This window comes from Segatella sinensis (assembly GCF_040095255.1).
In the GTDB taxonomy this organism is placed as follows: Bacteria; Bacteroidota; Bacteroidia; order Bacteroidales; family Bacteroidaceae; genus Prevotella; species Prevotella sinensis.
Genome location: NZ_JBBNGE010000016.1, coordinates 43,585 through 69,251 on the forward strand (window position 1 = coordinate 43,585; position 25,667 = coordinate 69,251).

The 25,667-nt window shown below is 43.4% G+C and carries 26 protein-coding genes and 1 CRISPR repeat array; of the genes, 10 read left to right on the forward strand and 16 right to left on the reverse strand.

Annotated features, from left to right (window positions below; all coding sequences use genetic code 11):
* Window positions 1–12: 12 nt before the first annotated feature.
* The 5 genes from AAAT87_RS06430 to AAAT87_RS06450 all read right to left on the reverse strand — a co-directional run bounded on the left by AAAT87_RS06430 (window position 13) and on the right by AAAT87_RS06450 (window position 3,217).
* Window positions 13–495 carry a hypothetical protein gene (locus AAAT87_RS06430; protein WP_089543725.1) on the reverse strand — a complete coding sequence of 161 codons (483 nt, stop codon included), beginning with the start codon at window positions 493–495 and terminating at the stop codon, window positions 13–15.
* A gap of 9 nt (window positions 496–504) precedes the next feature.
* Entirely contained in the window at window positions 505–1,521 is a 1,017-nt protein-coding gene (locus AAAT87_RS06435) for a hypothetical protein (RefSeq protein ID WP_349225975.1), read from the reverse strand.
* A 369-nt stretch (window positions 1,522–1,890) separates the two neighbouring features.
* The gene (locus AAAT87_RS06440) at window positions 1,891–2,385 is read right to left on the reverse strand and encodes an SLOG family protein (protein ID WP_349225976.1); all 495 of its coding nucleotides are present in this window, start codon (window positions 2,383–2,385) and stop codon (window positions 1,891–1,893) included.
* Window positions 2,382–2,963, reverse strand: a complete 582-nt coding sequence (locus AAAT87_RS06445) for a phosphoribosyltransferase family protein (RefSeq protein WP_349225977.1) — start codon at window positions 2,961–2,963, stop codon at window positions 2,382–2,384. The genes AAAT87_RS06440 and AAAT87_RS06445 overlap by 4 nt, the downstream gene beginning before the upstream one ends.
* A gap of 20 nt (window positions 2,964–2,983) precedes the next feature.
* Window positions 2,984–3,217: a hypothetical protein gene (locus tag AAAT87_RS06450; RefSeq protein ID WP_218421063.1), complete on the reverse strand. Its 234-nt coding sequence runs from the start codon at window positions 3,215–3,217 to the stop codon at window positions 2,984–2,986.
* Between the two features lie 1,151 nt (window positions 3,218–4,368).
* Here AAAT87_RS06450 and AAAT87_RS06455 point away from each other — a divergent pair.
* Together AAAT87_RS06455 and AAAT87_RS06460 are read left to right on the forward strand one after the other, a co-directional pair.
* Complete coding sequence (locus tag AAAT87_RS06455) at window positions 4,369–4,731, forward strand: hypothetical protein (RefSeq protein WP_349225978.1); 363 nt, start codon at window positions 4,369–4,371, stop codon at window positions 4,729–4,731.
* Window positions 4,732–5,060: 329 nt separating this feature from the next.
* Window positions 5,061–6,410, forward strand: a complete 1,350-nt coding sequence (locus AAAT87_RS06460) for an ATP-binding protein (RefSeq protein ID WP_349225979.1) — start codon at window positions 5,061–5,063, stop codon at window positions 6,408–6,410.
* A gap of 106 nt (window positions 6,411–6,516) precedes the next feature.
* Here AAAT87_RS06460 and AAAT87_RS06465 read toward each other — a convergent pair whose 3' ends face one another.
* From AAAT87_RS06465 to AAAT87_RS06515, 11 genes are all read right to left on the reverse strand, one after another.
* Complete coding sequence (locus AAAT87_RS06465; RefSeq protein WP_349225980.1) at window positions 6,517–7,293, reverse strand: DUF6994 family protein; 777 nt, start codon at window positions 7,291–7,293, stop codon at window positions 6,517–6,519.
* Window positions 7,294–7,479: 186 nt separating this feature from the next.
* The gene (locus AAAT87_RS06470) at window positions 7,480–7,635 is read right to left on the reverse strand and encodes a hypothetical protein (protein ID WP_176425528.1); all 156 of its coding nucleotides are present in this window, start codon (window positions 7,633–7,635) and stop codon (window positions 7,480–7,482) included.
* 115 nt (window positions 7,636–7,750) lie between these two features.
* Entirely contained in the window at window positions 7,751–8,149 is a 399-nt protein-coding gene (locus tag AAAT87_RS06475) for a hypothetical protein (protein WP_349225981.1), read from the reverse strand.
* Between the two features lie 63 nt (window positions 8,150–8,212).
* The gene (locus AAAT87_RS06480) at window positions 8,213–8,512 is read right to left on the reverse strand and encodes a hypothetical protein (RefSeq protein WP_349225982.1); all 300 of its coding nucleotides are present in this window, start codon (window positions 8,510–8,512) and stop codon (window positions 8,213–8,215) included.
* Between the two features lie 144 nt (window positions 8,513–8,656).
* Window positions 8,657–8,905, reverse strand: a complete 249-nt coding sequence (locus tag AAAT87_RS06485) for a hypothetical protein (RefSeq protein WP_349225983.1) — start codon at window positions 8,903–8,905, stop codon at window positions 8,657–8,659.
* Window positions 8,906–9,041: 136 nt separating this feature from the next.
* Window positions 9,042–9,356 carry a hypothetical protein gene (locus AAAT87_RS06490; protein WP_089543715.1) on the reverse strand — a complete coding sequence of 105 codons (315 nt, stop codon included), beginning with the start codon at window positions 9,354–9,356 and terminating at the stop codon, window positions 9,042–9,044.
* An 18-nt stretch (window positions 9,357–9,374) separates the two neighbouring features.
* A complete protein-coding gene (locus AAAT87_RS06495) occupies window positions 9,375–9,785 on the reverse strand; it encodes a DUF2493 domain-containing protein (RefSeq protein WP_349225984.1) in 411 nt (136 codons plus the stop codon).
* 393 nt (window positions 9,786–10,178) lie between these two features.
* Window positions 10,179–11,533: a CRISPR direct-repeat array (repeat unit 37 nt; unit sequence GTCTTAATCCTTGTTGTAGTGGACGATGGTCTAGTAC).
* A gap of 270 nt (window positions 11,534–11,803) precedes the next feature.
* The gene (gene csx2, locus AAAT87_RS06500; RefSeq protein ID WP_349225985.1) at window positions 11,804–13,102 is read right to left on the reverse strand and encodes a TIGR02221 family CRISPR-associated protein; all 1,299 of its coding nucleotides are present in this window, start codon (window positions 13,100–13,102) and stop codon (window positions 11,804–11,806) included.
* Between the two features lie 5 nt (window positions 13,103–13,107).
* Window positions 13,108–14,136, reverse strand: a complete 1,029-nt coding sequence (locus tag AAAT87_RS06505; protein ID WP_349225986.1) for a helix-turn-helix transcriptional regulator — start codon at window positions 14,134–14,136, stop codon at window positions 13,108–13,110.
* An 11-nt stretch (window positions 14,137–14,147) separates the two neighbouring features.
* Window positions 14,148–15,392 (reverse strand): TIGR02221 family CRISPR-associated protein, encoded by a 1,245-nt coding sequence (csx2, locus tag AAAT87_RS06510; protein ID WP_349225987.1) that lies wholly within the window; start codon window positions 15,390–15,392, stop codon window positions 14,148–14,150.
* Window positions 15,393–15,396: 4 nt separating this feature from the next.
* Complete coding sequence (locus tag AAAT87_RS06515; protein WP_349225988.1) at window positions 15,397–16,092, reverse strand: CRISPR-associated endonuclease Cas6; 696 nt, start codon at window positions 16,090–16,092, stop codon at window positions 15,397–15,399.
* A 122-nt stretch (window positions 16,093–16,214) separates the two neighbouring features.
* Here AAAT87_RS06515 and AAAT87_RS06520 point away from each other — a divergent pair, with 122 nt between their 5' ends.
* The 8 genes from AAAT87_RS06520 (at window position 16,215) to AAAT87_RS15540 (ending at window position 25,385) form a co-directional block, all read left to right on the forward strand.
* Window positions 16,215–17,699, forward strand: a complete 1,485-nt coding sequence (locus AAAT87_RS06520; protein WP_349225989.1) for a Cas10/Cmr2 second palm domain-containing protein — start codon at window positions 16,215–16,217, stop codon at window positions 17,697–17,699.
* A 4-nt stretch (window positions 17,700–17,703) separates the two neighbouring features.
* Window positions 17,704–18,267, forward strand: coding sequence for an RAMP superfamily CRISPR-associated protein (locus tag AAAT87_RS06525; RefSeq protein WP_349225990.1), 564 nt, complete (start codon window positions 17,704–17,706; stop codon window positions 18,265–18,267).
* Complete coding sequence (locus tag AAAT87_RS06530) at window positions 18,264–19,808, forward strand: hypothetical protein (RefSeq protein ID WP_349225991.1); 1,545 nt, start codon at window positions 18,264–18,266, stop codon at window positions 19,806–19,808. Before AAAT87_RS06525 ends, AAAT87_RS06530 begins: the two co-directional genes overlap by 4 nt.
* A complete protein-coding gene (locus AAAT87_RS06535) occupies window positions 19,789–21,120 on the forward strand; it encodes an RAMP superfamily CRISPR-associated protein (protein WP_349225992.1) in 1,332 nt (443 codons plus the stop codon). Before AAAT87_RS06530 ends, AAAT87_RS06535 begins: the two co-directional genes overlap by 20 nt.
* A 2-nt stretch (window positions 21,121–21,122) precedes the next feature.
* Entirely contained in the window at window positions 21,123–21,521 is a 399-nt protein-coding gene (locus AAAT87_RS06540; RefSeq protein ID WP_349225993.1) for a TIGR04423 family type III CRISPR-associated protein, read from the forward strand.
* A gap of 14 nt (window positions 21,522–21,535) precedes the next feature.
* Complete coding sequence (locus AAAT87_RS06545) at window positions 21,536–23,800, forward strand: TIGR03986 family type III CRISPR-associated RAMP protein (RefSeq protein ID WP_349225994.1); 2,265 nt, start codon at window positions 21,536–21,538, stop codon at window positions 23,798–23,800.
* A 1,059-nt stretch (window positions 23,801–24,859) separates the two neighbouring features.
* Window positions 24,860–24,985, forward strand: a complete 126-nt coding sequence (locus AAAT87_RS15535) for a hypothetical protein (RefSeq protein ID WP_431997018.1) — start codon at window positions 24,860–24,862, stop codon at window positions 24,983–24,985.
* A gap of 166 nt (window positions 24,986–25,151) precedes the next feature.
* On the forward strand, window positions 25,152–25,385 hold the full coding sequence (locus AAAT87_RS15540) for a hypothetical protein (protein ID WP_431997020.1): 234 nt from the start codon (window positions 25,152–25,154) through the stop codon (window positions 25,383–25,385).
* The last annotated feature ends 282 nt before the right edge of the window (window positions 25,386–25,667 follow it).

Here is a 25,667-nt window from a genome sequence, read left to right on the forward strand (position 1 = left end):
AGTTATATGCGGTTAGAAGAAGTGAGAGAGAATCTGGTTCATCTTCTGGCATTCCAGGACCTCTGCCTCCACATGGGTGTTGTCCCTGAGCAGTCGATGAATGCTGAGCAGCATGATCTCTTCACTGTCGAAAAAGTGAACCGTCATGCTATCCAGGATTCCATATTGCTCACTGCCCAGATGGACGATGAACATGCTGCCCTCCACCGGTGTGGAATAAGCCACAGCCCTAAGATGCTTGCCGAACTTCATCTTCGAGGCATAAAGGATATGAAGCCCTACCTTCTTCTCCAGCAGATCCACCAGGTCTTCCATCATCACCTGCCTGCGGGTAGGTATGACAACTTCCACGAAATCATCATTCTCGGTGGTAGGTAAAGCACTTTCCTTAAACTGCTCCGGAAGCTTGCAATATAGCTTGAAGAGAAATTCTGCAATGGAATTCTTCAATTCCTCGCTTTCTAAAAGCTTGAAGTCATTTAACGTATTGATCATTTGAATTCATTAAAGTATGGATGATAGATATGATTTGAGGAAATAATCCGACAGTACCTCTGTCAAATTGTTTTCCTTGTCTCGTACATGTTTCTTGGCATCTAATCTTTCAAGCAGTCCAGGCAGGTCATCTGAGAGGGAGAGAAGCTGCTCCCTCTGCTCCTTGGTGAGCACGGCTGCAGAGTAGTCGTCGATGGCCATGAACGGCTGAATGAGCATCCACCGATAGTTGGCTTTCTGCGCTGTGGACAGGCGTTTCCTAGATAGGATATCGTCCTTGCATGCCAAGGCATTCTGCACAATGCGTCGGTTGAATCTCATGCTCAGATAAAGCATCGTCCTGTCGTTCACCTCATCTGCCTGGGTTCCCACCGAAGAGTAGAGCCCGTCAAAAACCCGGGTGGTAGCAAGGGTGAGCTGCTGGAGATCCTCCGGCTTCACCTGTGAGAGATACTTCATCAGACTCCTGAAACACTTGTCCTCCAAGGCGATGAACTTGATCAGTTCATCCCCCTGTCTGAATGGCTTGGCAGAAGAGAGTAAACTACTATAGGCGGACATCGTCTCCTGAAGAGAGGAGTAGATCGGATAATCATCCAGCTTCTCGTAATACTTCACCGCATCCCGATAGATATCAGACTTCTCCATCTTCTCCTTCTGCATGGCTGTATGCTGCTTGAAATACATCACCTCGCGCAGTTGGCGAGGCTTGGAAAAGGCCAGACGGGCAATCTCCGTCCGAATGGAATCCGACACCATGAAATACGCCACCGCCATCGGGCTCTTGAGGTTGAGAGAAGAGTCGCGGCCGAAAGCGCTGTAGGCAGAATCCTGCACCTCCAGCCAGGTGGAGGTGAGAGAGGAAAGCTCCTCGATGGAAGCATCCTGCTTCTGCTTCAAAAGCTGCAGCTGCTTCTTGCATCCATCCAACGCTTCCTGGGAGGAAGAGAAGGATGGATGTTGATTGCAAGAAGCCAATACAAACATCATGGTCATCCCGAATACTATTAACTTTTTTACCTTCATTTTATTCCTTTTCAATTTTAATATGCAATTTTGATTCTGGGTGCAAAATTAAGAAAGAAAACATCAAAACGGGGTGTTTTCCAAATCTATGTTGGTATTTAACATATCGGAAAAACCGAATTATGCAGGATGACAAAAACAAAAACCAGACATCATAGCAATCCATCTATCTGTTTATAAACAGTTTATGCTAAAGGTCTAGATAAAATAATAGCGCCTTTCAAATGTTAATGCCCAAGATTTCAAATGTTAAATTCGGGGGGCTTATTTGACAAGGAGTTTAGAGTATCAACTTGCCAGCTTGCGCACCTCAAACCTTTCACATACCCCCAAACGCAAAAAGTTCCTCGCCTTTTGGCGAGAAACCTCCTAAACCAACCTATAAAGATTGATAAGATCTATACCCTTAGCCCTAGCATTTCTGCAGGTATAAAAAGTACCTCCCATAGGCTTGCCATCAAAATAGGCAATGATACCGCTTACATGATCCAACATGTAATCATTGCGCTTCAACAGACAACCATTAAAATATCCCTCACTCAGAAGAATCTCCTCATCTGCCTTGGAAAGGATGCGCTGATACCGCTCTCGCTGCTGATAAGCCCACCTCTCACTCTGTCCCCGATAAGGAATAACGGCAATCAATTTCAAATCCGAAAGCTCTCCCTTGAGCTTGATGACCTCCTCGGCTGCCAACATGTCAAAGCCCATAGCCATGCCCGAGACAAAGTTTCTGAACCCCAGCATGTAAAGCAGCTTAATCTTTCCCCTCACCTGCCGTCTAAGCTCCGGAACCTTCTCCGGAGCAATAGAGCGATGCCCCGTAAAGGCAACGCTCTGTGTCTTGCTCAAAATCAGTTTCATACCTTATTATATTTATAATGTGTTCTTGCCAAAAACAGACCTCCCACCACTTGAGCCCCATGCTTCTCCACTTCCTCGGCAAAGAGGGCATAAGAGCCGCCGGTGGTGATGATGTCATCAAAGACGAGTACCTTCTTACCCTTGAAGAAAGCCCTGTCAAAGTCCATGATGCTCACCTTGGAAATCTCCTTCTCTCCTCCTCTTCTACGTTCATGAATCGCCAAGCGGTCCTCCATCAAGATAAGATGGGAATAACCATTCTGAATACCGCTCAATCGGCTCACCTCCTTGCAGAACTCCTTGTAGCGGCTTCTGTTCACTTCCTGACGACTAGCAGGCACGCAAAGGAAAACCATGTCCTTCACCTCCTCGCCATACTCTTTCTTCAAGTAGGAATCCACCATCTGCGCCACCTGCTTATAGGCATCATCCCTAGCGTCCTTGAAAGCATAGATAAGCTTTCTTGCTTCCTTGGCATCCTCACCCACATTGCGGATTCTTGCCGGAAAATACTTCAAGAAGAAGCCCTGCTTCTTGCTCAACTGGGCTTTCATGCCCTCATCTATCACTCTTGCCATAAAAATTCCGTTTAAAAAAGTTATCTGCTCAAATGGTTCGGAGTCCAAACCTCCACTTCCCATTCATACCCCACATTGTTACACTGACTTTGGTTCATCCGTCTGATGTCCTCGGCTTGCTCCTCCGTAATGGGTTCGCTGTCCAACTTCATCAACTTCTTGATACTTGCCTCCTTGCTAGTCCCGATGTAAATCAAGTCCTTGCTCTCACGGGTGTTCCAATTGTCTGTCCGATAAAAAAGAAATACTTTCATCTTGTCACATTTAAAAGTTCAACACTCAAAAAATTATTCTGGATTTCCTGATTCACTGCCTTTTCAAGCTTTTGTTTTCAGAAGAATCCGAGCTTTTTTTTATAATCATTCCGGCATAACCGTCATCACTTTAGCCTTTTTACGTGCTAAAAGAATGGAAGTCCCAAGGTCAGTAAGCCAAACAATCGGTCAAGAATCTTTTTTAGAATACCCAATCTCTGATTGTGGAAGCCTGCTACAAAAAGATTCTTAGCCGATAACAAGGTGGTGTTTGGTGTCTGAGAGGACTTCACATACCTTTGCAAAGTAAAAAGCCCAAGGTGATGGCTACCGGCTAGAAAAGATAAAAAAGTGAGGATTATTCTCCCCCAAAAACAAAATGAAACCATAGATGCAGCCACTATCAAGGCAATAAAACAATGTGTTTTCCCACTATGTCCAAAGGACACTGGGGGAAAACTTTCCTATCTCCCTTCAGCCTCCTGACGGATTAGACCCCATTCTGTCAGGTGGCAAGGTAGCATGCCAAGGCATACTCTACCTTGGGGCATCAAGACATGTCATGCATTTGAAGGAGAACATCATATGTGCGTCCCGAAATGAATGGTCAAGCGTGAACTACCCATGAAGGTGGGAAGAAGGTCCACCATCGAGGGTAGTTCACCCTTCACCAAAAATGAAGAGACCTCCTTGATATGCATGACATCAGCAAGAGATGGCTTAAAAAGGCAATATACCTTCACCCAAATACCGCCAACCTATCTCTTGCTGATATAGACATAACCCAAAGCACCAGCCATAAACATGATATATTCTGTAAACCCAAAGGAAAATAGACAAAACTCTCTATGTCAGCGCCTACAAAAAAACAAGGTCGATGTAAACAGAACTGGGTTCAATAACACAAAGAATGTATGACCTCACCCCATAGTAGAAGCCAAAAGAATGTATAAAAGCTCCATGCCCTAAAAAATCCTCCAAAAGGAGTGAGTTTCTCAGAATTTATTCGTACTTTTGCCATGCCGTTTGAAGCCATGACTCTCAGACATGGCAAAATCCTGAGCAACTATCAGTGACCAGGAAATGAATGAAACATTAAAATATAGTGCTACAGCTATCATAATAGAAACATCTTTAAAAAGCAAAAATAGATGAAAGAACCCATAAAAATATCTGCATCAGACAGAATTCTCTTTGTAAACATCAAAAGATCCTTCCACTGTACGGACAGACATAGTGAATACTATCGCCCATCAACATATGAAGCCACCAGAAAATATTGGCGAATCTCCAAACAAAGACTTTCCAAGATTTCACTCGTGGTAGGCCATGTCGATGGAATCGTGAAAGAAGTAATCGTTCCCGAAAAATGGCATTTGTCAACAGACCCTAGATATCCCAACAGATACGAATGCATAGGAAAGGAAATAGATGACTCTCCCTATCTCAACAAGGATGCAAGCCAGCTCATAACCATTGGACAAAATCCAGTGGCATACTACAATTGTGATTAGGTTTCATTACAAGAGTGCAAGCTTTGTACTGTATAAGACAAATTGTACTTTGAAAATGCATCATTTTTTGTATTTTTGCTTTGGAAATACATCGTAATCTGAGAAATTTTGGTTTGGAAATGCATCAGTATAACTGGTTTTTGGTTTGGAAATGCATCAGAATAACTGATTTTTTTGGTTTGGAAATGCTTATTTTTTGCTTGTTTTGTTTGGATTCTTGAAAATAAGTTGTATCTTTGCGGCATGTTTTTAATGCATTTGATTTCTGAAAGCTATCTTTCAATATGATCATTTGGATAATACATAACCATATTATTAAAGATAAACTTATGTTTGAAAGAATCGCCATCAAATATCTTCGCCAATGGGCGAAAAAGGAAGATCGTAAGCCGCTGGTTTTGCGAGGGGCTCGACAGGTGGGTAAGACAACATTGGTAAAGTTGTTTGCCAAGGAGTTTGATACCTATATTTATATGAACCTGGAGGAGAAGGAATATGCTGAGCTGTTTGCTGCAGACTATTCTTTCGAAGATGTATTAGCTGGAATTTATCTCAAAGCTAATGAACCGATGGATTTCGGAAAGCGCACCTTGATTTTTATCGACGAGATACAAAATGAGCCGAAGGCAGTGCAAACCTTGCGCTACTTCTATGAGAAGCATTCTGAAATCTATGTGATAGCAGCGGGATCTTTGCTGGAAAGCCTGATGGGGCGACATATCTCTTTCCCTGTTGGCCGTGTAGAATATATGGCTTTGCATCCATGTACTTTCGTAGAGTTTCTTCGTGCCATGGGTCAGAAACAGATGGCAGACAGTATAGAAAACATGTCCTTGCCAGCTTCTTTGCATTCTTCGGCCATGGAGTGGTTCAAGAAGTATATGATTGTGGGTGGCTTACCCGAAGCCGTTGCCAATTATGCCAAGTATAAGGATATTGTCAGACTGAATGGGGTATTTAATGCGCTACTTTCAGGCTATCGGGACGATGTGGAAAAATACGCCAGTAAACCCAAGGAGCAAGATGCCATCCGATTCATTTTGAACTATGGCTGGACATTTGCAGCCCACCGCATCCAGTTTTCCAAATTCACAAGTTCTTCTTTTAAGGCGGCAGATGCAGGCAATGCTTTCCGGATATTGGAGAAAACGCTTTTATTGGAATTGGTATATCCTCAAACTACAGCATCATTTCCGATTTTGCCCGACTTGAAGAAGAGTCCTAAGTTGTTATGGATAGATACGGGCTTGGTGAATTATGTCGCAGGCATGCAGGAAGATTTGCTTTTCAGCAAAGACACCGATGAACTTTGGAATGGTGATATAGCAGAGCATATTGTAGGTCAGGAATTGTTGGGTTCAACGTTTATGTTTGGCGAGAAAAGAATGTTTTGGGTACGTGAAGCCAAGAACTCTCAGGCAGAAATCGACTTCCTGATAAGATACAGATCGCACCTGATTCCGATAGAAGTAAAGACCGGCAGCAATGCCAAACTGCGTTCCTTGCATCTCTTCATGGATGAATCGAAAGAGAAGGTGGCACTGCGTCTCTGGAATGGCCCGATGACATCGGATACCGTTACGACTCTGAAAGGTAAGTCTTTCACTTTATATAATATTCCGCTATATTATGCCGGTTATCTGGAAGTATTCCTGGATAGTATAAGCAATACCATCTGAGACCGATGCATTCGTCCACTGGTTGATTTATGGTGAAATTCTTGGCGTTCATGCTATTGAGATAGTCATGCTGCAAGAGCCCGGAGAGTGGAAACCAAGCCAAGGTTTAGATTCCACTCTCCTCCAAGGATGCCCTACAGAATTCTTCTATTCTCCGATTCCGCTTTCTCAAGAAATCATATTCTGCTTCTATCCAGGCAAGATATTCACTGGCAGAATGAGGATAAGGATTCTTCTCAAAGAAACTCTCACCCAACCACAAGTTGACCTTCTCATAATGCTCATCCACACAATCCTGCAAGAAGAAAAAGTCCACAAATCCCTTGAAGTCAACAAAGAGATCAAAGAATTCCTTATCCCTTTCCATGGCTCTTGACAGAGGACTGGTACCTCCCTGATAATATCTTCTGATGCATTCCAAGGTGTAGTCCCATCGGTCACAGATACGCTTGTTGCAACCGCGGGCACAGTTGAAACTATACCTGTGCTGCGGAAACAGCATCATGCCACCTATCGTGTAGAAGTCCCTAACATACTTCTCCACGAAAGAATGATAGTCAGGAACCATATTACGGACAGCATCCAACACTTCCTTTTTATCAGCATGGCGAAAACTGACCAGGATGGAATCACTTCCCATGTAAAGCTCATCCCACCTGAGATAATACCTGCTCCTTCCATCCGTCAGCTGCATGCTCTGCCCACAAGGAAGCCTGCGACTCCAGAGAAGCTGATGATACCGCCTAAGGGTTGGACTTTTTGAGTCCGGATCCATCTTGGACCACCCCAGATCATCTTCCTTCCAAAAATCATCCCAATAATGGGCCGTATCACTGGTAAAGTCAAAACCAACGTCAATATCCTTCAATTCATATGTATCCATAAGCACTATATTTACTTGGCAGATGAAAATAGATCCACTGCGATAACCGTATTCTTGTCGTTGTTTACAGATAAAGGCAAAGACTGTAACAATCTTCTTACCAAGAGGCTTTTTACTCAGAAGTAAAGCCATGAACCTTCAATCTGGTTGCAGTATCCAGTCCATAAGCCCAATATCAATGACCGCCTACACGTTCCATACCTCATATCCCATATTCTGGGCTATCTGAAACAACGGACTGAAAGTCTGCTGATATGCCGCCAGGAACCGTTCACGATTCAACTGTAGCAGATCTCGTGGCGTATAGCCAAGAGAAGTGAAGTCCAAATATGTCTGTTTCATCTTCTTTTACTTTAAGCTATAGTCGAGAGGTGATTACAAATAGTAACCACCTCCCTCGCAACTTTACAAATAGTTATACTGCCGTAAACTGATATATCATATAGACAAAAATCCATTACTTATATTGTATAAGCTTTTGCCCGGTCTCCCATCCACCCTTTCGATTCAACAAGTCGGGCTCATACCATTTATTGAAAACGACATAGTCTCGCTTGGGTTGACGCACTATCGTTGCATTGAACTGCACATTGGTATGTGTCTTTCTCCCCCTAAAAGGAACATACTGTCCCTGATAGGAATGAAAACCACTGACAAAAGTTCCGCCACTATTCTGGTCAACACCAACACTTGTGATGATTAAAGTATTGGGTACATAGGTTTTACCCTCGAAACAAGAACCATAATAATTTCTACAGAAGATTTCCAAGACATACTTGCAATCTGCTGCAGATAATTGTGCCTTGCAAATACACACATACCCAATAGCCATAAAAAGTAATAGAATTTTTCTCATATTTTTATTGTTAGTTGTTTGATATTCCAATCAATGCCCTCCAAATGACACCTTGAACTTAATTCAGTGATGAAAAAGCATCCGAAAAACAGACTTTAGGAAAGGAATAATGCCAGTAGCATTTACGACAACAGGATTGCAATCCCTAACCTCATGAAGAGCTTCATCCAAATCATTCTGCGTCTCTTCCGGTGTTTTCTTGACAGCCACTCCCATCTTTATCATTTCAGAAAAGGTAGTTGCCCTGCCATCAACCATCCATTTCTTGTCGATACGCTGAATATTGTGGTTCCTGCCATCAAGACGGTAAGATTCTCCATCAGAAACGTATGTAGTGTTGTCACTAAAGTTAATGATTCTCATTGTTAATTGGCTTAACCGCATTGTCGAGGGCTTTAGTTAATACTATAAGGCATAATCCAACACCTTCAAAAAGGCTAAGACGACACCCATTATCATGAACAGCACCTTCAATGTAAAAGGCAGTGCTCTATTTACATTTCAATTTCAAGACCGTTTATTCTTTGATTTTGTCACAGCTCCCTTTTCCTTTAGCCACGGATAAAGCCATGCACCATCAATCCAATGCTTGCAGCGCTCCTTAGCCCACTCCGCTGACCTGATAAACAGATCGGAAGGAATGACATCTATAACCTTTCCCTCCAGCTCATGATCAAACTGCAGCTTAAACTGAGAGAGCAAGTCATATAAAGGATCATCAAAGTAGTCTGCAAAAACATGTTCTCCTGTTTTCATGTTTTCAAACTCGAAAGAACATAACAGATAATCAGCTGATGCATGTAGGATTCTATACATACCTTATTATATATATTAAATGGAGCTATGCTGGGCACTACGCAACCAGCATCATCCCATTCATCTATATGTATTCTTACTCTCCACTTTCAGCTTCATCTTGCGATTTCTGCCCAGCACGAGCCATCAGCTCATTGTATTCTTCATCAGACATTTTTCCAGTCTCATGAAGACTCTGAACATAAAGGTATGTAATCTGGCTGAACACCAATTTCATACCATTGTAACACATACCGATGAAGTCACTATCGAATAGCTTGAGATCCGTCTCCTCGCCGTCCTTCTTAGCCTTTATGTTAACACCAAACTGTCCTTCTTCCTTACCTTCGTGAAAAGAAAGAGACAACTCGAACAACTCTTTTCCATTCATTTCATTTTCATTCTGTTCCATTTCTATGATTTTAAATAGTTAATATCTGACTACAGCCACTTGCAAATTATGCTTTCTGGCCGTATCTATCATGTTCTTTGTACCCCGGCTTTTGCCATCCCAGAAGGCTATGAGAGCGTGAGCCACGCTAGCCATCTTAGCATTTCTGATTGGTCCAGCTGCCCTTCCGTGGACTTTCCAGTCAGCCGGATATGTCTCCAATTGAAAACCTCGTTCCTGAGCATATTTCTCACCCAGGGCATCTGCTCCAGAAGCATGCCCAGAAACAATGACAATATCTTCCGGCTGCTGATTTTGGAGATAGTAGTCACACTTCTCTTTCAGCAGTTCGTAGTCTGTAAAGTCTCTGCATCCTGCTATGATGACTCTATATTTAGAGATAAAATCCAATATTAGTCTGTTTGCAGCATCTACTTCTTCTTGACCCATTATACATCAATTTAAAAGTTATTTTTTCAAAAGGATCCCTATTTAACAAGAACCCTCCAAGCAAAGAACTATGTACCGAAAATCCAGACCTTACACCTTAATTAATATAGTAGGCCATCAATTATAACTATTCATCTTAAAAGAGAAATGCTATTCCTTTTTCATTCCAATATCAAAGCCACCACAAAGGTATAAAAAACGAGAGTAACCACCAAACTTTTAGCTCATATTTTTGACTTTTTACACTTTCAAGACAATGCGATGCTATTTAAAGCCAAAAACAAGATTGAAATTCTAAATAACGCTTCCCAACATAAGTACAGGAAAGATTTTAGGAAAGGATTTAACAAATGAAATGGGAATAACTAACTGAACTCTAAAGGTTTATGTACAGTTTCAATCCTTATTGTAGTGGACGATGGTCTCGTACTAATGAAGGTGATATCCTTATCTTCCCAACACTGGAGGTCTTAATCCTTATTGTAGTGGACAATGGTCTCATACGTTGCCTAATGGAGTTAAGTGTACAAGTTGTGCTGTGTCTTAATCCTTGTTGTAGTGGAAGATGGTCTCGTACTGGAGTTTTAAATGAGAAAACCGGCGAAAACTACCATTGTCTTAATCCTTGTTGTAGTGGAAGATGGTCTCGTACTTTTTTCAATCGTAAAGAGTTTAGTAATCTTAGTATCTTAATCCTTGTTGTAGTGGAAGATAGTTTCGTACTTGCTATCATTGGCGAGACTAAGCCTATCAAGGAAGAGTCTTAATCCTTGTTGTAGTGGAAGATGGTCTCGTACAATATTATCCAAATTATGAGTGGACTTGTAGTCATAAGTCTTAATCCTTGTTGTAGTGGAAGATGATCTCGTACGCTGACAGAGGTTATACTCTCAAAGTTACTGGCAAGTAGTCTTAATCCTTGTTGTAGTGGACGATGGTCTAGTACAATTAGTGTTAATCTCAGAGTTCAGAACGTACGTACGTCTTAATCCTTGTTGTAGTGGACGATGGTCTAGTACCGAGTCTCCGAATCTCTTCCCATAAAGAGATTAGTCTTAATCCTTGTTGTAGTGGACGATGGTCTAGTACAGTCCATCGACAACTTGTTGGTGGCATTCCCAGACAGTCTTAATCCTTGTTGTAGTGGACGATGGTCTAGTACCTATCTGACTATGTGATTAAAAATAAGATTCCATATGTCTTAATCCTTGTTGTAGTGGACGATGGTCTAGTACGAGTTGGTGGGGGATAAGTTGGGAATGGGTGAGGAAGTCTTAATCCTTGTTGTAGTGGACGATGGTCTAGTACATTCAGAGGCAGTTCAGCTGATGCTCTTTTAACTAAGGGTCTTAATCCTTGTTGTAGTGGACGATGGTCTAGTACGATGCTAATATAAAACTTGTTATCCCTAAGGGTACAGTCTTAATCCTTGTTGTAGTGGACGATGGTCTAGTACTGGAGACAACAATTCTTTCTGCTAGCATTCGTACGTCTTAATCCTTGTTGTAGTGGACGAAGGTCTAGTACCTACTCATAATAGTACTACTATAGTAACTTATTATTGTCTTAATCCTTGTTGTAGTGGACGATGGTCTAGTACTTAACCATTCAGCAATGAGCGCCTCACAGATTGAGGGTCTTAATCCTTGTTGTAGTGGACGATGGTCTAGTACATTAACCTCCTAAAATAGTTATAAAATGGAGACTACTAGTCTTAATCCTTGTTGTAGTGGACGATGGTCTAGTACTCGACCTTATAAGACATTACTGATTATCAATAAGTTAAAGAACTTTACTAAAGAAATATTCACTTTCCTTAACTGAAATTTAACCATTTCTTAGCGAGTGCAAAGGTACGACTTTTTTTCGAGATATGCAAGCCAATTATTCTTAAATATTTGAGCAAATAATCCCTTAATATTAACAGCTCTTCACAAATACATTCAAACCAATCCCCAAAAAACTAAAGCACCATTGTAAACAGCCCCTAAAGCCATCTAAAATGGTGCTTCCAAATACTATATCTCAGACAAAACCTCCTCAATACCATCCAACAACTCCTCTATCTTTTCTATTACCTTTTTGGCAGAAAAAGGATTTTTCTTGAATCCTGCATGGTTGTAGTCATTGCGCAATTCAACAATCTTCTGTAAGATGGTCACAAAGGCCTTGTTTCCCCAAACGCTATCATCTGCCAAAATCTTCTCAACAAGTTCCTTGTTCGGCTTTTTTTCTTCAGTATCCTTATTCTGTGTCTTAATCGATATGCAACCAAATATAGCACCACGATTAGCCTTTTTTCGATAATCAAGTTGATAATGACAGCACAAGAAAGTACCCAAACCCTCTTCCAACATGGTAGTGGCCTGCTGATATAGTTTATTGGCACAACACCATTTGGCTGCCTTGATACAGTTCAGAACATTCTCCCTGGCATCAAAATCATTCAATGACAGCTTAATCTTCTCAAAGATAGGCCTAAGCTGAACAATCGTCACTTTCTGTATTTCACTAGCTGTGCACTTCAAATCACTTACTTTCTCGCTATTGATGACAGCATACCCGCGACAGGTCGTGCGTTCCTCTACCATCTCCTTCAACGTCTTGACAAAGGAACGTAACTTTTCCGCATCCTTCGTACGTGTTTCGGTATTCTTCAAGATAGGGATAAGTGAAGACTCTGACAACTCAAAGAGCTTCTCTACCTGACCATATCGCAAATAATCAGAAGCCGCCAACGTCCAGTCCTGCAGAACAGAAAGTGGCAAAAGATCCATGATAGGCGCAATATTGCTCTCCTTGTCACGAGCCTCGTAATTGCCATAAAAGATAGCCTTCACCTTGACATTCTTGAGCAACTTGGCATAGTTGACAAGCACCACCAGCAGCATGGGAAGATAACGGAAACTATTGGTGATGTCAAGATACAGTTCGTCACCCTCCTGAAGCTCATCAAAGATAACCTCAAATATCTCCCACATCTGCTCACTGTCTTTGCCATCCGGAATCGCTATATCCTGATAGGAGAGATTCATATCCAGCAATATCTTCTCCAATCCCTGATACGCAACCTCTTTCTGGAGCTTGGCACAGAAACGGGTCTCCAGATTCTTGTCCCAGTTGTTCTTCCGTGCCAAATCTGTCAGGAGCATAAGAACCAGGTCGTTTTCTCCTCCCCAGTTCTCCTGCTGCTGCAGATATTCGAGTAAACTCTTCTGTACAAAAAGAGTCTCACTTCCCGTGAATTCTTCCTTTCTGTATCGGCAGGTCTCATAGAAAGCTACTCCCAATACAGATAAAAATACTCTTCTTCCCATATAGCTTAATCCTGATAATTCTCCAAAGCCTTTTTCAAATCATGAACTATCTTATCTCTTAAACTCATAGGCTCCATGACTGTAATCTTACTTCCATATGACAAGATTTTGCTTCTCAGCTCAAAGTTGTCATACACATATAAAGATACATAAACATAATCCTTGTCTTCTCCGTATTCAGAAATTACTTTCTGAGATGCATGGATAGGCTTGCTCTCTATATATGGATACTCACCGCGTTCTATACGTAACTTCACTAAAATCGGTTCCGCACCATCCGGCTTGGTTACACCCACCACATTTTCAAAGTAAACAGAAAAATCAACGTCACATTCCTTATAATGAATATGCTGGTTGGCCTCCATCTTGAGAATTCGGTCCAGAGCCAGGTTGTAGATTTTGCCCTCCACCTCGTCTCTGTGCTTGGTGGCAATGAGATACCATCGCTGGTTATACTGCTTGAGGAACTGAGGAAATACGGTCCACTCACGCTTACCTCTTCCAGGAACCTCATATCTAATGTCCATGGTCTGATGCTGTATGATAGCCTTGAGTAAAAGCTCCAGCAAATCATGAGGTTTCACCCTTCCATGAGACTCCAGTAATACTTTTTCAAAAGAAATGACAGGACGATTATTATCGTCATACCCCATGAACTTGTTGATTTCATCAGTCAGGGTGGTCAAGGAAGACTCCAAGCCCAATCCCAGGAAATCACCCAAAGCTTTCTTGATTTTATCTAAATTGCATATAACAACTTGATTGGCAACAGTATCACCCTTAATAGAGAAACCAACATTTTGATATACCAAACATTGGCAGCCATCTCTTTTCTGATCCCTGTTTATTTTACCGCCTAGCTCGAATTCGATTTTTTCCAAGTCGTTACGATACGTACGATCTGTATACTGCACACCTAGTTTGTGATTACATTCGTCACAAATTTCCTTTACAGTCATTGGACGTTCATAATTGCGCAGACATTCATCTATGAGATTCAAGCGCTTCTGATATGTCATAATATTCTTTCCCATAATCCCCTTTATTACTTAATATATTTTCCCGCCGTAATAAGCGATGTTCTTAAACTTTCAATAATCTTGCCAGAAGAGAAATTACTCTCCAGGGCATGAGCCACGACATTCCGGTTTTTGGTAATCTCGAAATAAACACCTCTCAGCTCAAATGGTATGAATTCCTTGTCACTGCAAATCACATCCTTGATACTCTGTCGTTCATCCTTATCGAAAGGATTGTGATTTGCAGTCTGACATGCATAGGAAAGGATGCTCTCCTGCAAGGAAATCAAGGCTGCCGCATAGTTCATGTGCTTGAACTGCCACTGGGCCAGCTGATACTGGAAAAGCGCAGGATTCTGCTCTGTACCCTTGAAGTTATTCAGAAAATCCTTCACCACCGGCTTCACGATCATTTCAGGAAGCATAGAATCAAAATCCTTTTTCATCAAAGCCCTCAAAGACTGGGTCTCCTGAGAGATAGCATATAGATGGTTGAGATTCATCACATCCGAGAAATGCTTCAAACGATTGGTCACATCCGTGTCCTCCTGCTGAAGCAGACCTGCAATCTGATAGGCATTGCCATACTGCTTAAAGGCCATGGCTCCCACAATCCAGTCATTGAGCTTGAGGATTTTCTTCAGATCCACAATCGGAGCATAACCATACTCCTTGTTCATCTCAATCATGCTATAATATATATGAGAAATCTTGATATTCTTGCTGCTGACATTCTTCAGATAAAGAAGCAGGTTCATGATGGTAATAGGCAATGAACGGAAAGAATGGGTGACATCCACTATGAGTTCATCACCCGTGGAGAGCAACTTGTTCAACTGCAGGATGATGTTGATGTTCTCATTGATTTCCTCCTCATTCACACCATATCTTATCAATGCCAGATGTGCATCCTTTCCAATAGCTGCCTCTATCTCCTTGACATGCGGAATAAACAGATCACTCTTGCTGGTGGCAGCTTCACAATGCTCTGCTATCTCACAATACACATCCTCATCGATCACACCGCCGTTCTTCTCCTGAAAATAGCGATATACCTCTTCCCACATGCAATGGGCAGTACCGATCAAAATGACCTTGTCTATATTCTGAGTTTCATACAATGCAGCTGCCATGAAAGAGTATTCACCCAGGTTCTCTTCACCCAGATGATAGGAAGCCCTACGATATTCTCGGGCAGACTTCTCCTCTCCCTGTGCCCCCTTGTTCACCAGAGGCCCTGTACCGATGAATGATATAAGTACCTTTGACATAATATTATTGATTAAAGTTTTTAAATTTCTCCGGAAGTTCCTTTCTGGAAAGCGTACCAAAGCCCACACTTCCGCTTTTTCCCAGAGCAATGCCATCTGGCAGTTCCATGTTGCTGACAAACATCAGATCAAAAGTATCAAACTTCACATGCTTGTAGCTCTGTTCCCTTGTCTCCTTCATCTCCGTGATGGCACATTCAATCTGCTCATCGGCATGATAGCCGATGCCCTTCAGAAAGGAAAGGATGTTTCCTGTGATGACCTTCTCCAGAAAATTCACCTTGTCCGTAAGAGCCAGCATGGAATGATATTTCTTGAAGTTTTCATCAGTAAGACCGATATAACTGCTCAGATGATAAAGCTTAGGGGCATCTTCTATTTTGGGAAAATAAGGAGTAAGCGTACAATCCTGTACATGAAACTCCATCTCCTTCTTTCCAATCATGAGACTTATAGGAAACTTTCCCACCAGAGCCATCACTGCCATGGCTGCTTCTGCTATTCCAATCAGACAAACATGATTATCAATTACCTTGTACTGTACCAGGGGATATCCATATCTCAATCCATTTGCCTCATGATTGTGAAAACAGGGATTTTCCCTGCCTGCCAATTCCACGATGGCACCACGAAAACACCTGAGTTCAGTAGAGCTCAAGGTTTCCTTAAATCTCAAGATGGCTATGTTAGTTGCTTCCATTTCTTATTTTTTTGGCGAAAATACAAAAAAATATCCGATAAATAACATTTTCTTGAGGAAAAAATAGTTTTTACCATCTTTTTTTTATACTTTTACACCCACAACCGTAAAAACAAAATAACATGGAGAAAAACAAATACATATATGGAGCCTCCATACAGGGTATCCAGGGTTTTATCTTCTCAACCAACTCACTCAAAGACATCGTCGGCGGCAGCGAGCTGGTAGAAAAGATATGCACCACCCTCTTTGAATCCAACTACCTGCAAGGAGCTACCCGTATCATCAATGCAGCCGGCAACATCAAATGTGTCTATGATGATCTCCAGGAATGCGAGAAAACCGTCCTGGAGTTTCCTAAGACCGTGATGCTGGCAGCTCCTGGCATCACCATCAGCCAGGCTGTGGTAAAGGTAACGGAGGAAGAACTCAAGACTCACTTCGCTTCCTGCATGGACCTGCTGGAGAAAAAGCTGAAGATCCAACGCAACAAACCAGCCAGAAGCATGACCGTAGGTTTCATGGGCGTAGAACGTTCAAGAACCACAGGACTTCCTGCCATCACACAGGAAAGTCAGGAATATCTGGATGAAGGAACACTAAAGAAACGCAACCTCTCCGTCGGAGGCAAGGCAACCATCAGCTTGGCAGAAAAGAGTTTCCATATCAAGAATCTCTCTCCTAAGAACATCGCCTTGAACATCGAGGATCTCACAGGCAAGAATGACTGGGTAGCCATCATTCATGCTGACGGTAATGGTCTGGGACAGATTCTGTCCAAATTCAGCAGCTCCATGGAAAAGCTGAAAGACTTCTCAGAAAAGCTGAACCAGGCTACCTGCCAGGCAGCCCGAGCCGCCTTCAAAAAAGTATATACCGCAGAAGATTATACACAAGAGTCAAGCATCTTCCCATTCCGTCCTGTAGTACTGGGTGGAGATGACATGACCATGATATGCAAGGCAAGCCTAGCCCTCGACTATGTAAAGGTCTATCTTGAAGAGTTTGAGAATGCCACCAGGCAGAAGCTAGGTGCAGATAACGGACTCACTGCATGTGCAGGCATAGCCTTCATCAAGTCTTCCTATCCGTTCCACTATGGATATGACCTGGCAGAGACGCTATGTACCCAGGCCAAGATCGTTTCAAAGGATCCTCTTATCCAAAAAGATGCCCCAGTAGCACCATCAAGTGTGATGTTCTATAAGGTACAGGGAAGCTTCATTGAAAGCTATCCTAATATGATCCTGAAGGAAAAGACCCCACAAAAGGGACTTTCCTTCAACTTCGGACCTTATTTCCTGCACCAGACGGAAGAATACTGGACGATAGAAGAGCTGGAGGATACATGCAGCATTCTCAACGGCAAGGAGGGCAATGCCGCCAAGACCAGCATCAGAAAATGGATGACCGCCATGCACCAGAATACGGAAATGGCCAAGCAGGCAGCCGCTCGCAGCTATGCCATGCTCTCTGCTTCTACCAAGCAAACTTTCCAAAAGGCCACAACCCCACAGAAGAGAACGCTTTCAGAAGATGTTTTCTATCCTGCTGCGGATCTGCTGGACTTAAACACAATTCTCAACCAAAGAACAAAGGAAGGATAAAGCAATGAAAGACTTAACCATAAAAATAGAGTTCTTTTCACCATGGCACTGTGGGTCTGGCCTCTCTGCCGGTGCAGATGCCGATTCACTCGTCATCAAGGACATCAATGGTCTGCCATTCATTCCAGGCAAGACCATCAAAGGCCTCATAAGAGAAGCCGTAGAGGATTATGCTGCCCTCAGAGGTCTGGACATGGACCTGGAGAAAGCCTTCGGCAAGGCAGCTACCGCTGAAGAAGCCCTTCCATCGGGCACCCTGTTCTTCACCAATGCTACCCTCAAAGAGGACGAGGCTAAAAGCATCCTTTCCAACCATGTGGAAGACCTGCTGTATATAAATAAGGTGGCAACAGCCATCGATGAGAAAAACGGAATCACCCAGGAACATAGCCTTCGCACCATCGAAACCACCATTCCATGCACGCTCTATGGCACAATCCTCTATGTGGATGATGACATGGAAAGCGTACTGGAATCAGCACTTGGCTTCATCAAGCATATGGGAACAGGCAGAAACAGAGGCCTGGGCAGATGTAAATTCAGCATAGAGAAAGGAGGTAAGGCATGACAACTCTTCAATTCAAATGTAAACTGCTCTCAGATGTCATTCTGAACCAACGAGCAGCCACAGAAGGAAACCAGGAATCCCTGACCTTCATTCCGGGCAACAGCTTCCTGGGCATCGTAGCCAAGGACTATATGAGCTTCCCTATCAAGGAGCAGACTGAAATCTTCCATAGCGGACATGTAAGATTCGGGGACGCACACCCGGCATCCAAGGACGCCAAGACAAGAAGCCTCCATATTCCGGCATCCCTCTTCTACCCAAAGCTCAAGTCCTTGGGTGAGGAAAGCTATATCCATCATTTCTATAGCCGTTCAGATGACAAGAACGGTACCAAGGGGCAGCCACAGCAGCTCAAGCAATGCCGCGAAGGCTACTATGAGTTTGAGGGTAACAAGGCTAACGCTGTAGAGTGCCTGAAGAGCTTTGCCATCAAAAGCGCCTATGACAGAACCCTTCGCAAGAGCAAGGACAGCCAGATGTTCGGATATGAAGGACTGGAGAAGGGAAGCGAGTTCTATTTCTCTGTAGAGATAGACGATGAAGCCCTTGCCCCTGTCATCGAGGAAAAGCTGATAGGAAGAAAACATGTGGGCAGATCCAAGACAGCACAGTATGGACTCATTGAAATCACGAAAGCTTCCTTCCAGGAAATTCCATCTGCAGCATCCCAGTTCTCCATCAATGGAAACAGCTATATCACAGTCTATGCCGACGGCAGACTCATCTTCCTGGATGAAACGGGAACACCAACCTTCCAGCCAACAGCCCAGATGCTGGGACTCAATGGAGAAATCGACTGGGAGAAGTCACAGATCAGAACCTTCCAATATGCTCCTTGGAATGGCAAGCGCCAAACCAGAGATGCGGACCGTGTGGGTATCGAGAAAGGCAGCGTCTTCGTGGTCAAGCTCCATGAACCACCAACCGGCTCACAGCTTCCTTCCTATGTAGGCAACTATAAGAATGAGGGATTCGGTAAGGTCATCTATGGATGGAACCTGCTGCAAAAGGCAGGAGAAAACGGACAGACAAACCTCTGCCTCTCCCAGAAGACAAAAGCGCAAGCTACAGAGACAAGAGCATTGGAGGGAACACCGCTGCTAGCATTCCTGGCAAGAAAAAAGCACAAGAGCAGTTCTTCTGTCTATATCTATGAGCAGGTGAACCACTTTGTCAAGATGTACAAGCCATTGTTCTCACAAGGCAAGTTCTCCGCTCAATGGGGTGCCATCCGCAGCATCGCCCTCCAGCGTGCTACCATGAACGAGATTCTCCTTGAACTCTTCGACAAGAAGGAATTGCAAAAGCGAGAGCCGTCTCCAACAGATCCAAGAACCGAAGTCATAGAGTCAATCGGCTATATTACCCATGGAATCAAGGCCAAGGACTGGAAAGCCAAGCAGAGAGACAGAATCCTCAGAGAGTTTATAGAGCAGATGGGTAACAACCAGGAGTATGGAGACCTGTCTCAAAGAGCATTAGTGAACCTTGCCTCTGAAATGGCAAAAAAACAACAGAGCAATGCAGATAACAAAATATAAATATCGCATGATCGCACGCATCACCCTGGAGGCAACATCACCTCTAGCAGTGGGTAGCGGCGAGAAGGACATCATTACAGATGCACCCGTGACTAGAGACGTGAATGACCTGCCATATATCCCGGGTACATCACTCATGGGCATCATCCGTCACAGCATGAAAGACCTGAAGGAGAGTGACTCCATCTTCGGATACCAGAAAGGAGATAAGGGAGAAGGCTCCAAGGTCCTCATATCCGATGCACTGCTCCTGGGCAGCAACCAGAAGGCCATGGACGGTCTGAAAGACATAGAGCAGGATGAGTATATCAAGGCTTTTGAGGTGCTGCCTATCCGCCAGCATGTAAGAATCACGGAAAAGGGTACAGGCGCAGACCATGGCAAGTTCGACGAACAGGTTGTGTATAAAGGCACCCGATTCATCTTCGAGATGGAACTCCTCTCTGAAACGAAAGATGACGAGAATATGCAGAAACTGCTGAACGTCATCTCCTCTCCTACCTTCAGAGTCGGCAGCGGAACGAGAAACGGCTTCGGAAGCATGAAGGTCGTGAGCTTGAAATACGCAAGCTATGATCTGACCCAGGAAAAGGACCTCAATGCCTACCTGAAAAAGTCATCATCGCTGGAAGAGGACTGGAATGAGGCTATGGAGAAGAAGCCATGTGAACTGCAGGGGACTGACTGGATCAAATATACACTCACCCTCAAGCCATTGAACTTCTTCCTGTTCTCATCAGGATTCGGAGACGAAGAGGCAGATATGACACCCGTCAAGGAAAACTATGTGGACTGGTCAACTGGCAAGCCAGAAATCAAGGAATCCAAGAGCCTGATACCGGCAACATCCGTCAAAGGAGCCATTTCACACAGAACAGCCTACCACTGGAACCGCCTCACGAAGCATTTCGTGGACAACGCAGAAGCTATCGCAAGCGACAGAAACAAGGCATGCCTGGATATCTTCGGCACCACACTGGACGAAGGAGACATCAAACCATCCAGAGGAAAGGCCATCTTCTCAGATGTCTTCATCGAAAACACGGATTCAAAGGTTCTTCCTCACATCAAGGTGGATAAGTTTACCGGTGGAGTGATGGACGGTGCCCTATTCCAGGAAAAGGTAAGCACTGCGGAAAATCAGGAAATCGTGGAAGAAATCTGGGTTGAAAAGGAAGCCCTTCAAGACGAAGTTGTCAGAAAGGCATTCGAGAAAGCCCTCCAGGACATCTGCGACGGCCTCCTGCCACTGGGCGGTGGCACCAACAGAGGAAATGGTATATTCATCGGAACACTTAACATACAAGAGTAAGCATGGAACATCAGATAAAAAATGCAAAATATGAGGGCTACCTCTGGCAAAGCGACCAGAGCAAGCCAAGAATCATAGGAGAAGGAGAACCTCTTTCTCTTACCCTCACAGACGGCGAGAACCCTTTCGTCGTAGAGGGACTGCTGTGGAACCCGGAAGAAAACACTTCTACCCAGATCCGCTATGTGGATGGAAAATACTTCATTGCCACATATGAGGTAAAGCAGGAAGAGCTGGATGGCTCTGCCACCACAACTCCAGTTACCTACCTGCCACACCGTCTTCCAGGCGTGAAGGCACTAAAGTTCCTGCGCCAGTGGGAAGAGGTGAAGGATGAGCTGTGTGAAAACATGCCTACCCTTCAGCTCAAGGCAAACATATTCGTTGGATTTGAAAAATAAAGGAGGAACTGAAAATGAAAATTACAGCACCCTATAATTTCGTACCGCTCAATGAAAAGGTGTTCTACCCTTCCTGGAGTGAGCAGGTAACTCAAGACTTACCGTTCGCAGACTCAGAGGATGGAGTAATCGAGGTGAAACTCAAGAACGTATCTCCTCTCTTCACACGCGACGGTTCACTGAAGGAGCACTCCACTCATATCATGGGCAATGACGGAAAACGTCACTACTTCATCCCCGGAACCACCATCAAGGGAATGTTGCGCGAAATCGTAGAAATCATGTCCTTCGGCAAGATGCAGGAGGACAAGGACTTCCAGAACAGATGGTTTGGCTACCGTGATGTGGCCAACAGAATGAATAAGGCAAAAAGCGCAGAATACCTGAAAAAGGTAAATAATGCCATACCAGGCTGGCTTTCAAAGGAAGGAGAGCGATATTTCTTCACACCTTGCGATGGACAACTGGAAAAGATCCATAGCATTGAAGTTGGTTTGAATTTCCCAGGATATAACCCAAATGGCTCTATTTGGGAAACCAATGTTTCCGTAGGCTCGGATTCCAACCATTATCCAACCTATCCTGAGAGAGAAAAAGATGGAATAAGCTACCGAATCGTCTGCACAGGACTCATGCAAGGCAAGAAACATGAACTGTTGTTCCCTTCTGACAGAGGTGACAGCATCCCTTTAAGCGAGGAAACCATCAGAGCCTTCAAGAGTATCTATGAAGGAACTCCAGATTTCGCCAAGGAAAAAGAAGGAAAAGGCTGTTTCCTGATGGCTCTTGAAAAGGGTTATGAAATACCGGTATTCTATCTCAAGATGCAAAATGGTCAGGAGATCCTCGGTATGTCCAGAATGTTCAAACTCCCATTCAGAAACAATGTACGCCAACAGGTAGAAATCCTACAAAAGGCCGACAAGACCAGACACGATCTGGGAGAAACCCTGTTTGGTTACACTGGTGACGACAACCTGAAGGGAAGAGTACAAATCAGTCATGCCTTCATGGAGGGAACAGTAGAGGACTCTGAGCTTATAGAGACAAAGGGAATTCTGGGAACTCCTAAGGCCTCCTACTATCCTCTGTATCTGAAGCAACAGCATTCACCATACAAGACCTATGATGAAAACGAGGGTATCGCAGGAAGAAAGCTATATAGAATCCATTCTGAGGGAACCACCACCCAGCTTCCACAAGGTGAAAACAAGAATGTGGGAACAACATTCAAGGCCCTTCCTGCCGGACAAACCTTTACTCTCAGAATCTCCTTACACAACACAAGAGAAGCTGAGATTGGAGCTATTTTGACAGCCCTTACTTTCAATATGAGTCCAGAGGTGTTCTTCAACCTGGGTATGGCCAAGGCTTTTGGCTTCGGCAAATGCCACATCGATAAGGAAGACATCACCCTTCGCGGCTTTAGCCAAGACATGAACTACTATATGCAGCGCTTTGAGGAAATGATGTCGGTGTTCACTTATGAGAATTACCAGCAATTGTGGGCACAAACCGAAAGCATCACCCAACTCGTCAATATCCTCAGTGAACATACAGACGAAGAAGTCAGAATGATGGAGATGAAAGAGTATGGAGACAGCAAGTTCGAGAAGAAGAATCCTTTCAACAAGATCCAGGAAAAAGGTACACCAATCCACTCATGGCTATCTGATGAAGACAAGGATAAGATCAGAGACCTTGCACTCAAGGCTAAAGGTGAAAGAGCAGAAAAAGAAGCCCGCAGATCACTCTCCGAGCAATATGCGCTCGCCAAGAGCTGTGTAGAAGCTAAGGATTTCCAAAAGGCAAAGGAACTCTATAACGCTATCATGGACGAACTCCTCAAAAAAGGAATCAACATCCAGGAAGAAAGACAAATCGTTGCCGATATAGAGGAACAGATTGCCGAACAGGAAGAAGCGAAAAAGCAACAAGCAGCAAAAGCTGCCCAGGATGCTATAGAAAGAGAACTTGAAGCTGGTCTTGGCACCACTCTTGACAAACTCGCAGGTGATGGCGTTAGCTATAGCATCAAAGACTTCAAGGTATGCTTCCAGAAAGTAGAGATATGGCTGAAAAAATCCAAGGCATTACAGCTCAATGAATCCGACAGCAACGACCTCTTCAATACCTCAATGCGCTTGCTACAGGAACCATCCAAGAAGGAAGTGAAGGAACTTGCCAAGCCATTTGACAAGAGTGGAATCTGGAGAAAGCTGACAGGTTTCCTTGGCGAAGACAAGGCCAAGGAACTCTATGATTCCTACCAGAAGTAAGAAAAAGAAGCTTCTGCTTAAGGAAATAAGACAGGAGAGGTCCAAATAGGACTGAACAGAACATAAGAATATCAGAATAGTAAAATCGATCCCATACCAAGGCAACCAACCTTGATATGGGATTTTTTCATGTAACAGATAACCCTACCAATGAACCAAAATAACCGATGAATAACTCATAAACAAATGATACTAATCCTTATTGTGATGGAAGATGGTCTCGCACTACGTAACACATATTTCGGGGCTAAATTGTCTGATGGGTCTTAATCCTTATTGTAGTGGAAGATGGTCTCGTACGTTTCGATGTGGATATCGAAACCTTGCAGAATTACGGGTCTTAATCCTTGTTGTTGTGGAAGACGGTCTCGTACACCTGACCGCTTGCTTGTGGAATGGTGACATCAGTCGCCTTAATCCTTGTTGTGATAGAAGATGACCTCGTACGGCAGAGTTGAACAAGATTCGCAAGGATGCGGGTCTGTCTTAATCCTTATTGTTGTGGACAATAGTCTCGTACTTGCGTCAGTTTATGCACGTGGTGTACTTGACACCTGTCTTAATCCTTATTGTAGTAGAAGATGGTCTCGTACGCTCTGAAATTACCTGCATGGGATGAGAAAAGACTGGTCTTAATCCTTAATGTAGTGGAAGATGGTCTCGTACCTCACTGGAGAAGTTGAGATTGTTATAGTGTACGCGTCTTAATCCTTGTTGTAGTGGAAGATGGTCTCGTACACATTAAAATTATGGCAACAATTTCAGTCGGACGGTCTTAATCCTTATTGTAGTGGAAGATGGTCTCGTACTTATTGTCTGTTTAAGATAATTAAGAATGAGATTTAAGTCTTAATCCTTATTGTAGTGGAAGATGGTCTCGTACTTTCTGCTAGCATTCGTACAAATGCTGAGAACGGTGTCTTAATCCTTATTGTAGTGGAAGATGGTCTCGTACTTTTGCTCATGGCAAACGTAAGATGCTCAACATTAGGGTCTTAATCCTTATTGTAGTGGAAGATGGTCTCGTACGTTATTTTATAGCTATAGACTCTATAAGCGATGAGTCTTAATCCTTATTGTAGTGGAAGATGGTCTCGTACTGGCGACACCTTCATCAACGAGATTAGTGGTGAAGGTCTTAATCCTTATTGTAGTGGAAGATGGTCTCGTACTTCAAGTTTCTAACATTAATGGTACTATCAGCATTAGGTCTTAATCCTTATTGTAGTGGAAGATGGTCTCGTACAATGCTACCTCCTTAACATATACAATATCTTAAAATTAGTCTTAATCTTTATTGTAGTGGAAGATGGTCTCGTACCTATTGATTACAATGGCATTAGTGATGCTTATGCTACGTCTTAATCCTTATTGTAGTGGAAGATGGTCTCGTACCAGCTCAGCCATCGCAGGTACTCACTGCCAGCGGTATGTCTTAATCCTTATTGTAGTGGAAGATGGTCTCGTACAGAGACTGGTGAGTTTGTTGAGACTACTACCAACGAGTCTTAATCCTTATTGTAGTGGAAGATGGTCTCGTACTTACTTTGCCGGCGACGGTGAGGGGGTGACAGTTAAGTCTTAATCCTTATTGTAGTGGAAGATGGTCTCGTACGATGTTTCACCAAAAATAACAAAACACAAACACAAGTCTTAATCCTTATTGTAGTGGAAGATGGTCTCGTACCAGTTTTGCATTACGTTTAAACGAAACGATAAGACAGTCTTAATCCTTATTGTAGTGGAAGATGGTCTCGTACCCCTCTTCCTTTATTATTAACTTAAATTAAATAAGTAACTGTTCAAAATTAATTTTATAAATATGAATAATTCACGAATAAGTTCGTACCCACAGACGCCAAGGCCA

Coding starts and splice junctions, on each gene's coding strand:
- AAAT87_RS06430 (WP_089543725.1), bottom strand. CDS start 495: ATGATCAATACGTTAAATGACTTCAAGCTTTTAGAAAGCGAGGAATTG.
- AAAT87_RS06435 (WP_349225975.1), bottom strand. CDS start 1,521: ATGAAGGTAAAAAAGTTAATAGTATTCGGGATGACCATGATGTTTGTA.
- AAAT87_RS06440 (WP_349225976.1), bottom strand. CDS start 2,385: ATGAAACTGATTTTGAGCAAGACACAGAGCGTTGCCTTTACGGGGCAT.
- AAAT87_RS06445 (WP_349225977.1), bottom strand. CDS start 2,963: ATGGCAAGAGTGATAGATGAGGGCATGAAAGCCCAGTTGAGCAAGAAG.
- AAAT87_RS06450 (WP_218421063.1), bottom strand. CDS start 3,217: ATGAAAGTATTTCTTTTTTATCGGACAGACAATTGGAACACCCGTGAG.
- AAAT87_RS06455 (WP_349225978.1), top strand. CDS start 4,369: ATGAAAGAACCCATAAAAATATCTGCATCAGACAGAATTCTCTTTGTA.
- AAAT87_RS06460 (WP_349225979.1), top strand. CDS start 5,061: ATGTTTGAAAGAATCGCCATCAAATATCTTCGCCAATGGGCGAAAAAG.
- AAAT87_RS06465 (WP_349225980.1), bottom strand. CDS start 7,293: ATGGATACATATGAATTGAAGGATATTGACGTTGGTTTTGACTTTACC.
- AAAT87_RS06470 (WP_176425528.1), bottom strand. CDS start 7,635: ATGAAACAGACATATTTGGACTTCACTTCTCTTGGCTATACGCCACGA.
- AAAT87_RS06475 (WP_349225981.1), bottom strand. CDS start 8,149: ATGAGAAAAATTCTATTACTTTTTATGGCTATTGGGTATGTGTGTATT.
- AAAT87_RS06480 (WP_349225982.1), bottom strand. CDS start 8,512: ATGAGAATCATTAACTTTAGTGACAACACTACATACGTTTCTGATGGA.
- AAAT87_RS06485 (WP_349225983.1), bottom strand. CDS start 8,905: ATGAAAACAGGAGAACATGTTTTTGCAGACTACTTTGATGATCCTTTA.
- AAAT87_RS06490 (WP_089543715.1), bottom strand. CDS start 9,356: ATGGAACAGAATGAAAATGAAATGAATGGAAAAGAGTTGTTCGAGTTG.
- AAAT87_RS06495 (WP_349225984.1), bottom strand. CDS start 9,785: ATGGGTCAAGAAGAAGTAGATGCTGCAAACAGACTAATATTGGATTTT.
- csx2 (WP_349225985.1), bottom strand. CDS start 13,102: ATGGGAAGAAGAGTATTTTTATCTGTATTGGGAGTAGCTTTCTATGAG.
- AAAT87_RS06505 (WP_349225986.1), bottom strand. CDS start 14,136: ATGGGAAAGAATATTATGACATATCAGAAGCGCTTGAATCTCATAGAT.
- csx2 (WP_349225987.1), bottom strand. CDS start 15,392: ATGTCAAAGGTACTTATATCATTCATCGGTACAGGGCCTCTGGTGAAC.
- AAAT87_RS06515 (WP_349225988.1), bottom strand. CDS start 16,092: ATGGAAGCAACTAACATAGCCATCTTGAGATTTAAGGAAACCTTGAGC.
- AAAT87_RS06520 (WP_349225989.1), top strand. CDS start 16,215: ATGGAGAAAAACAAATACATATATGGAGCCTCCATACAGGGTATCCAG.
- AAAT87_RS06525 (WP_349225990.1), top strand. CDS start 17,704: ATGAAAGACTTAACCATAAAAATAGAGTTCTTTTCACCATGGCACTGT.
- AAAT87_RS06530 (WP_349225991.1), top strand. CDS start 18,264: ATGACAACTCTTCAATTCAAATGTAAACTGCTCTCAGATGTCATTCTG.
- AAAT87_RS06535 (WP_349225992.1), top strand. CDS start 19,789: ATGCAGATAACAAAATATAAATATCGCATGATCGCACGCATCACCCTG.
- AAAT87_RS06540 (WP_349225993.1), top strand. CDS start 21,123: ATGGAACATCAGATAAAAAATGCAAAATATGAGGGCTACCTCTGGCAA.
- AAAT87_RS06545 (WP_349225994.1), top strand. CDS start 21,536: ATGAAAATTACAGCACCCTATAATTTCGTACCGCTCAATGAAAAGGTG.
- AAAT87_RS15535 (WP_431997018.1), top strand. CDS start 24,860: ATGAGTCTTAATCCTTATTGTAGTGGAAGATGGTCTCGTACTGGCGAC.
- AAAT87_RS15540 (WP_431997020.1), top strand. CDS start 25,152: ATGCTACGTCTTAATCCTTATTGTAGTGGAAGATGGTCTCGTACCAGC.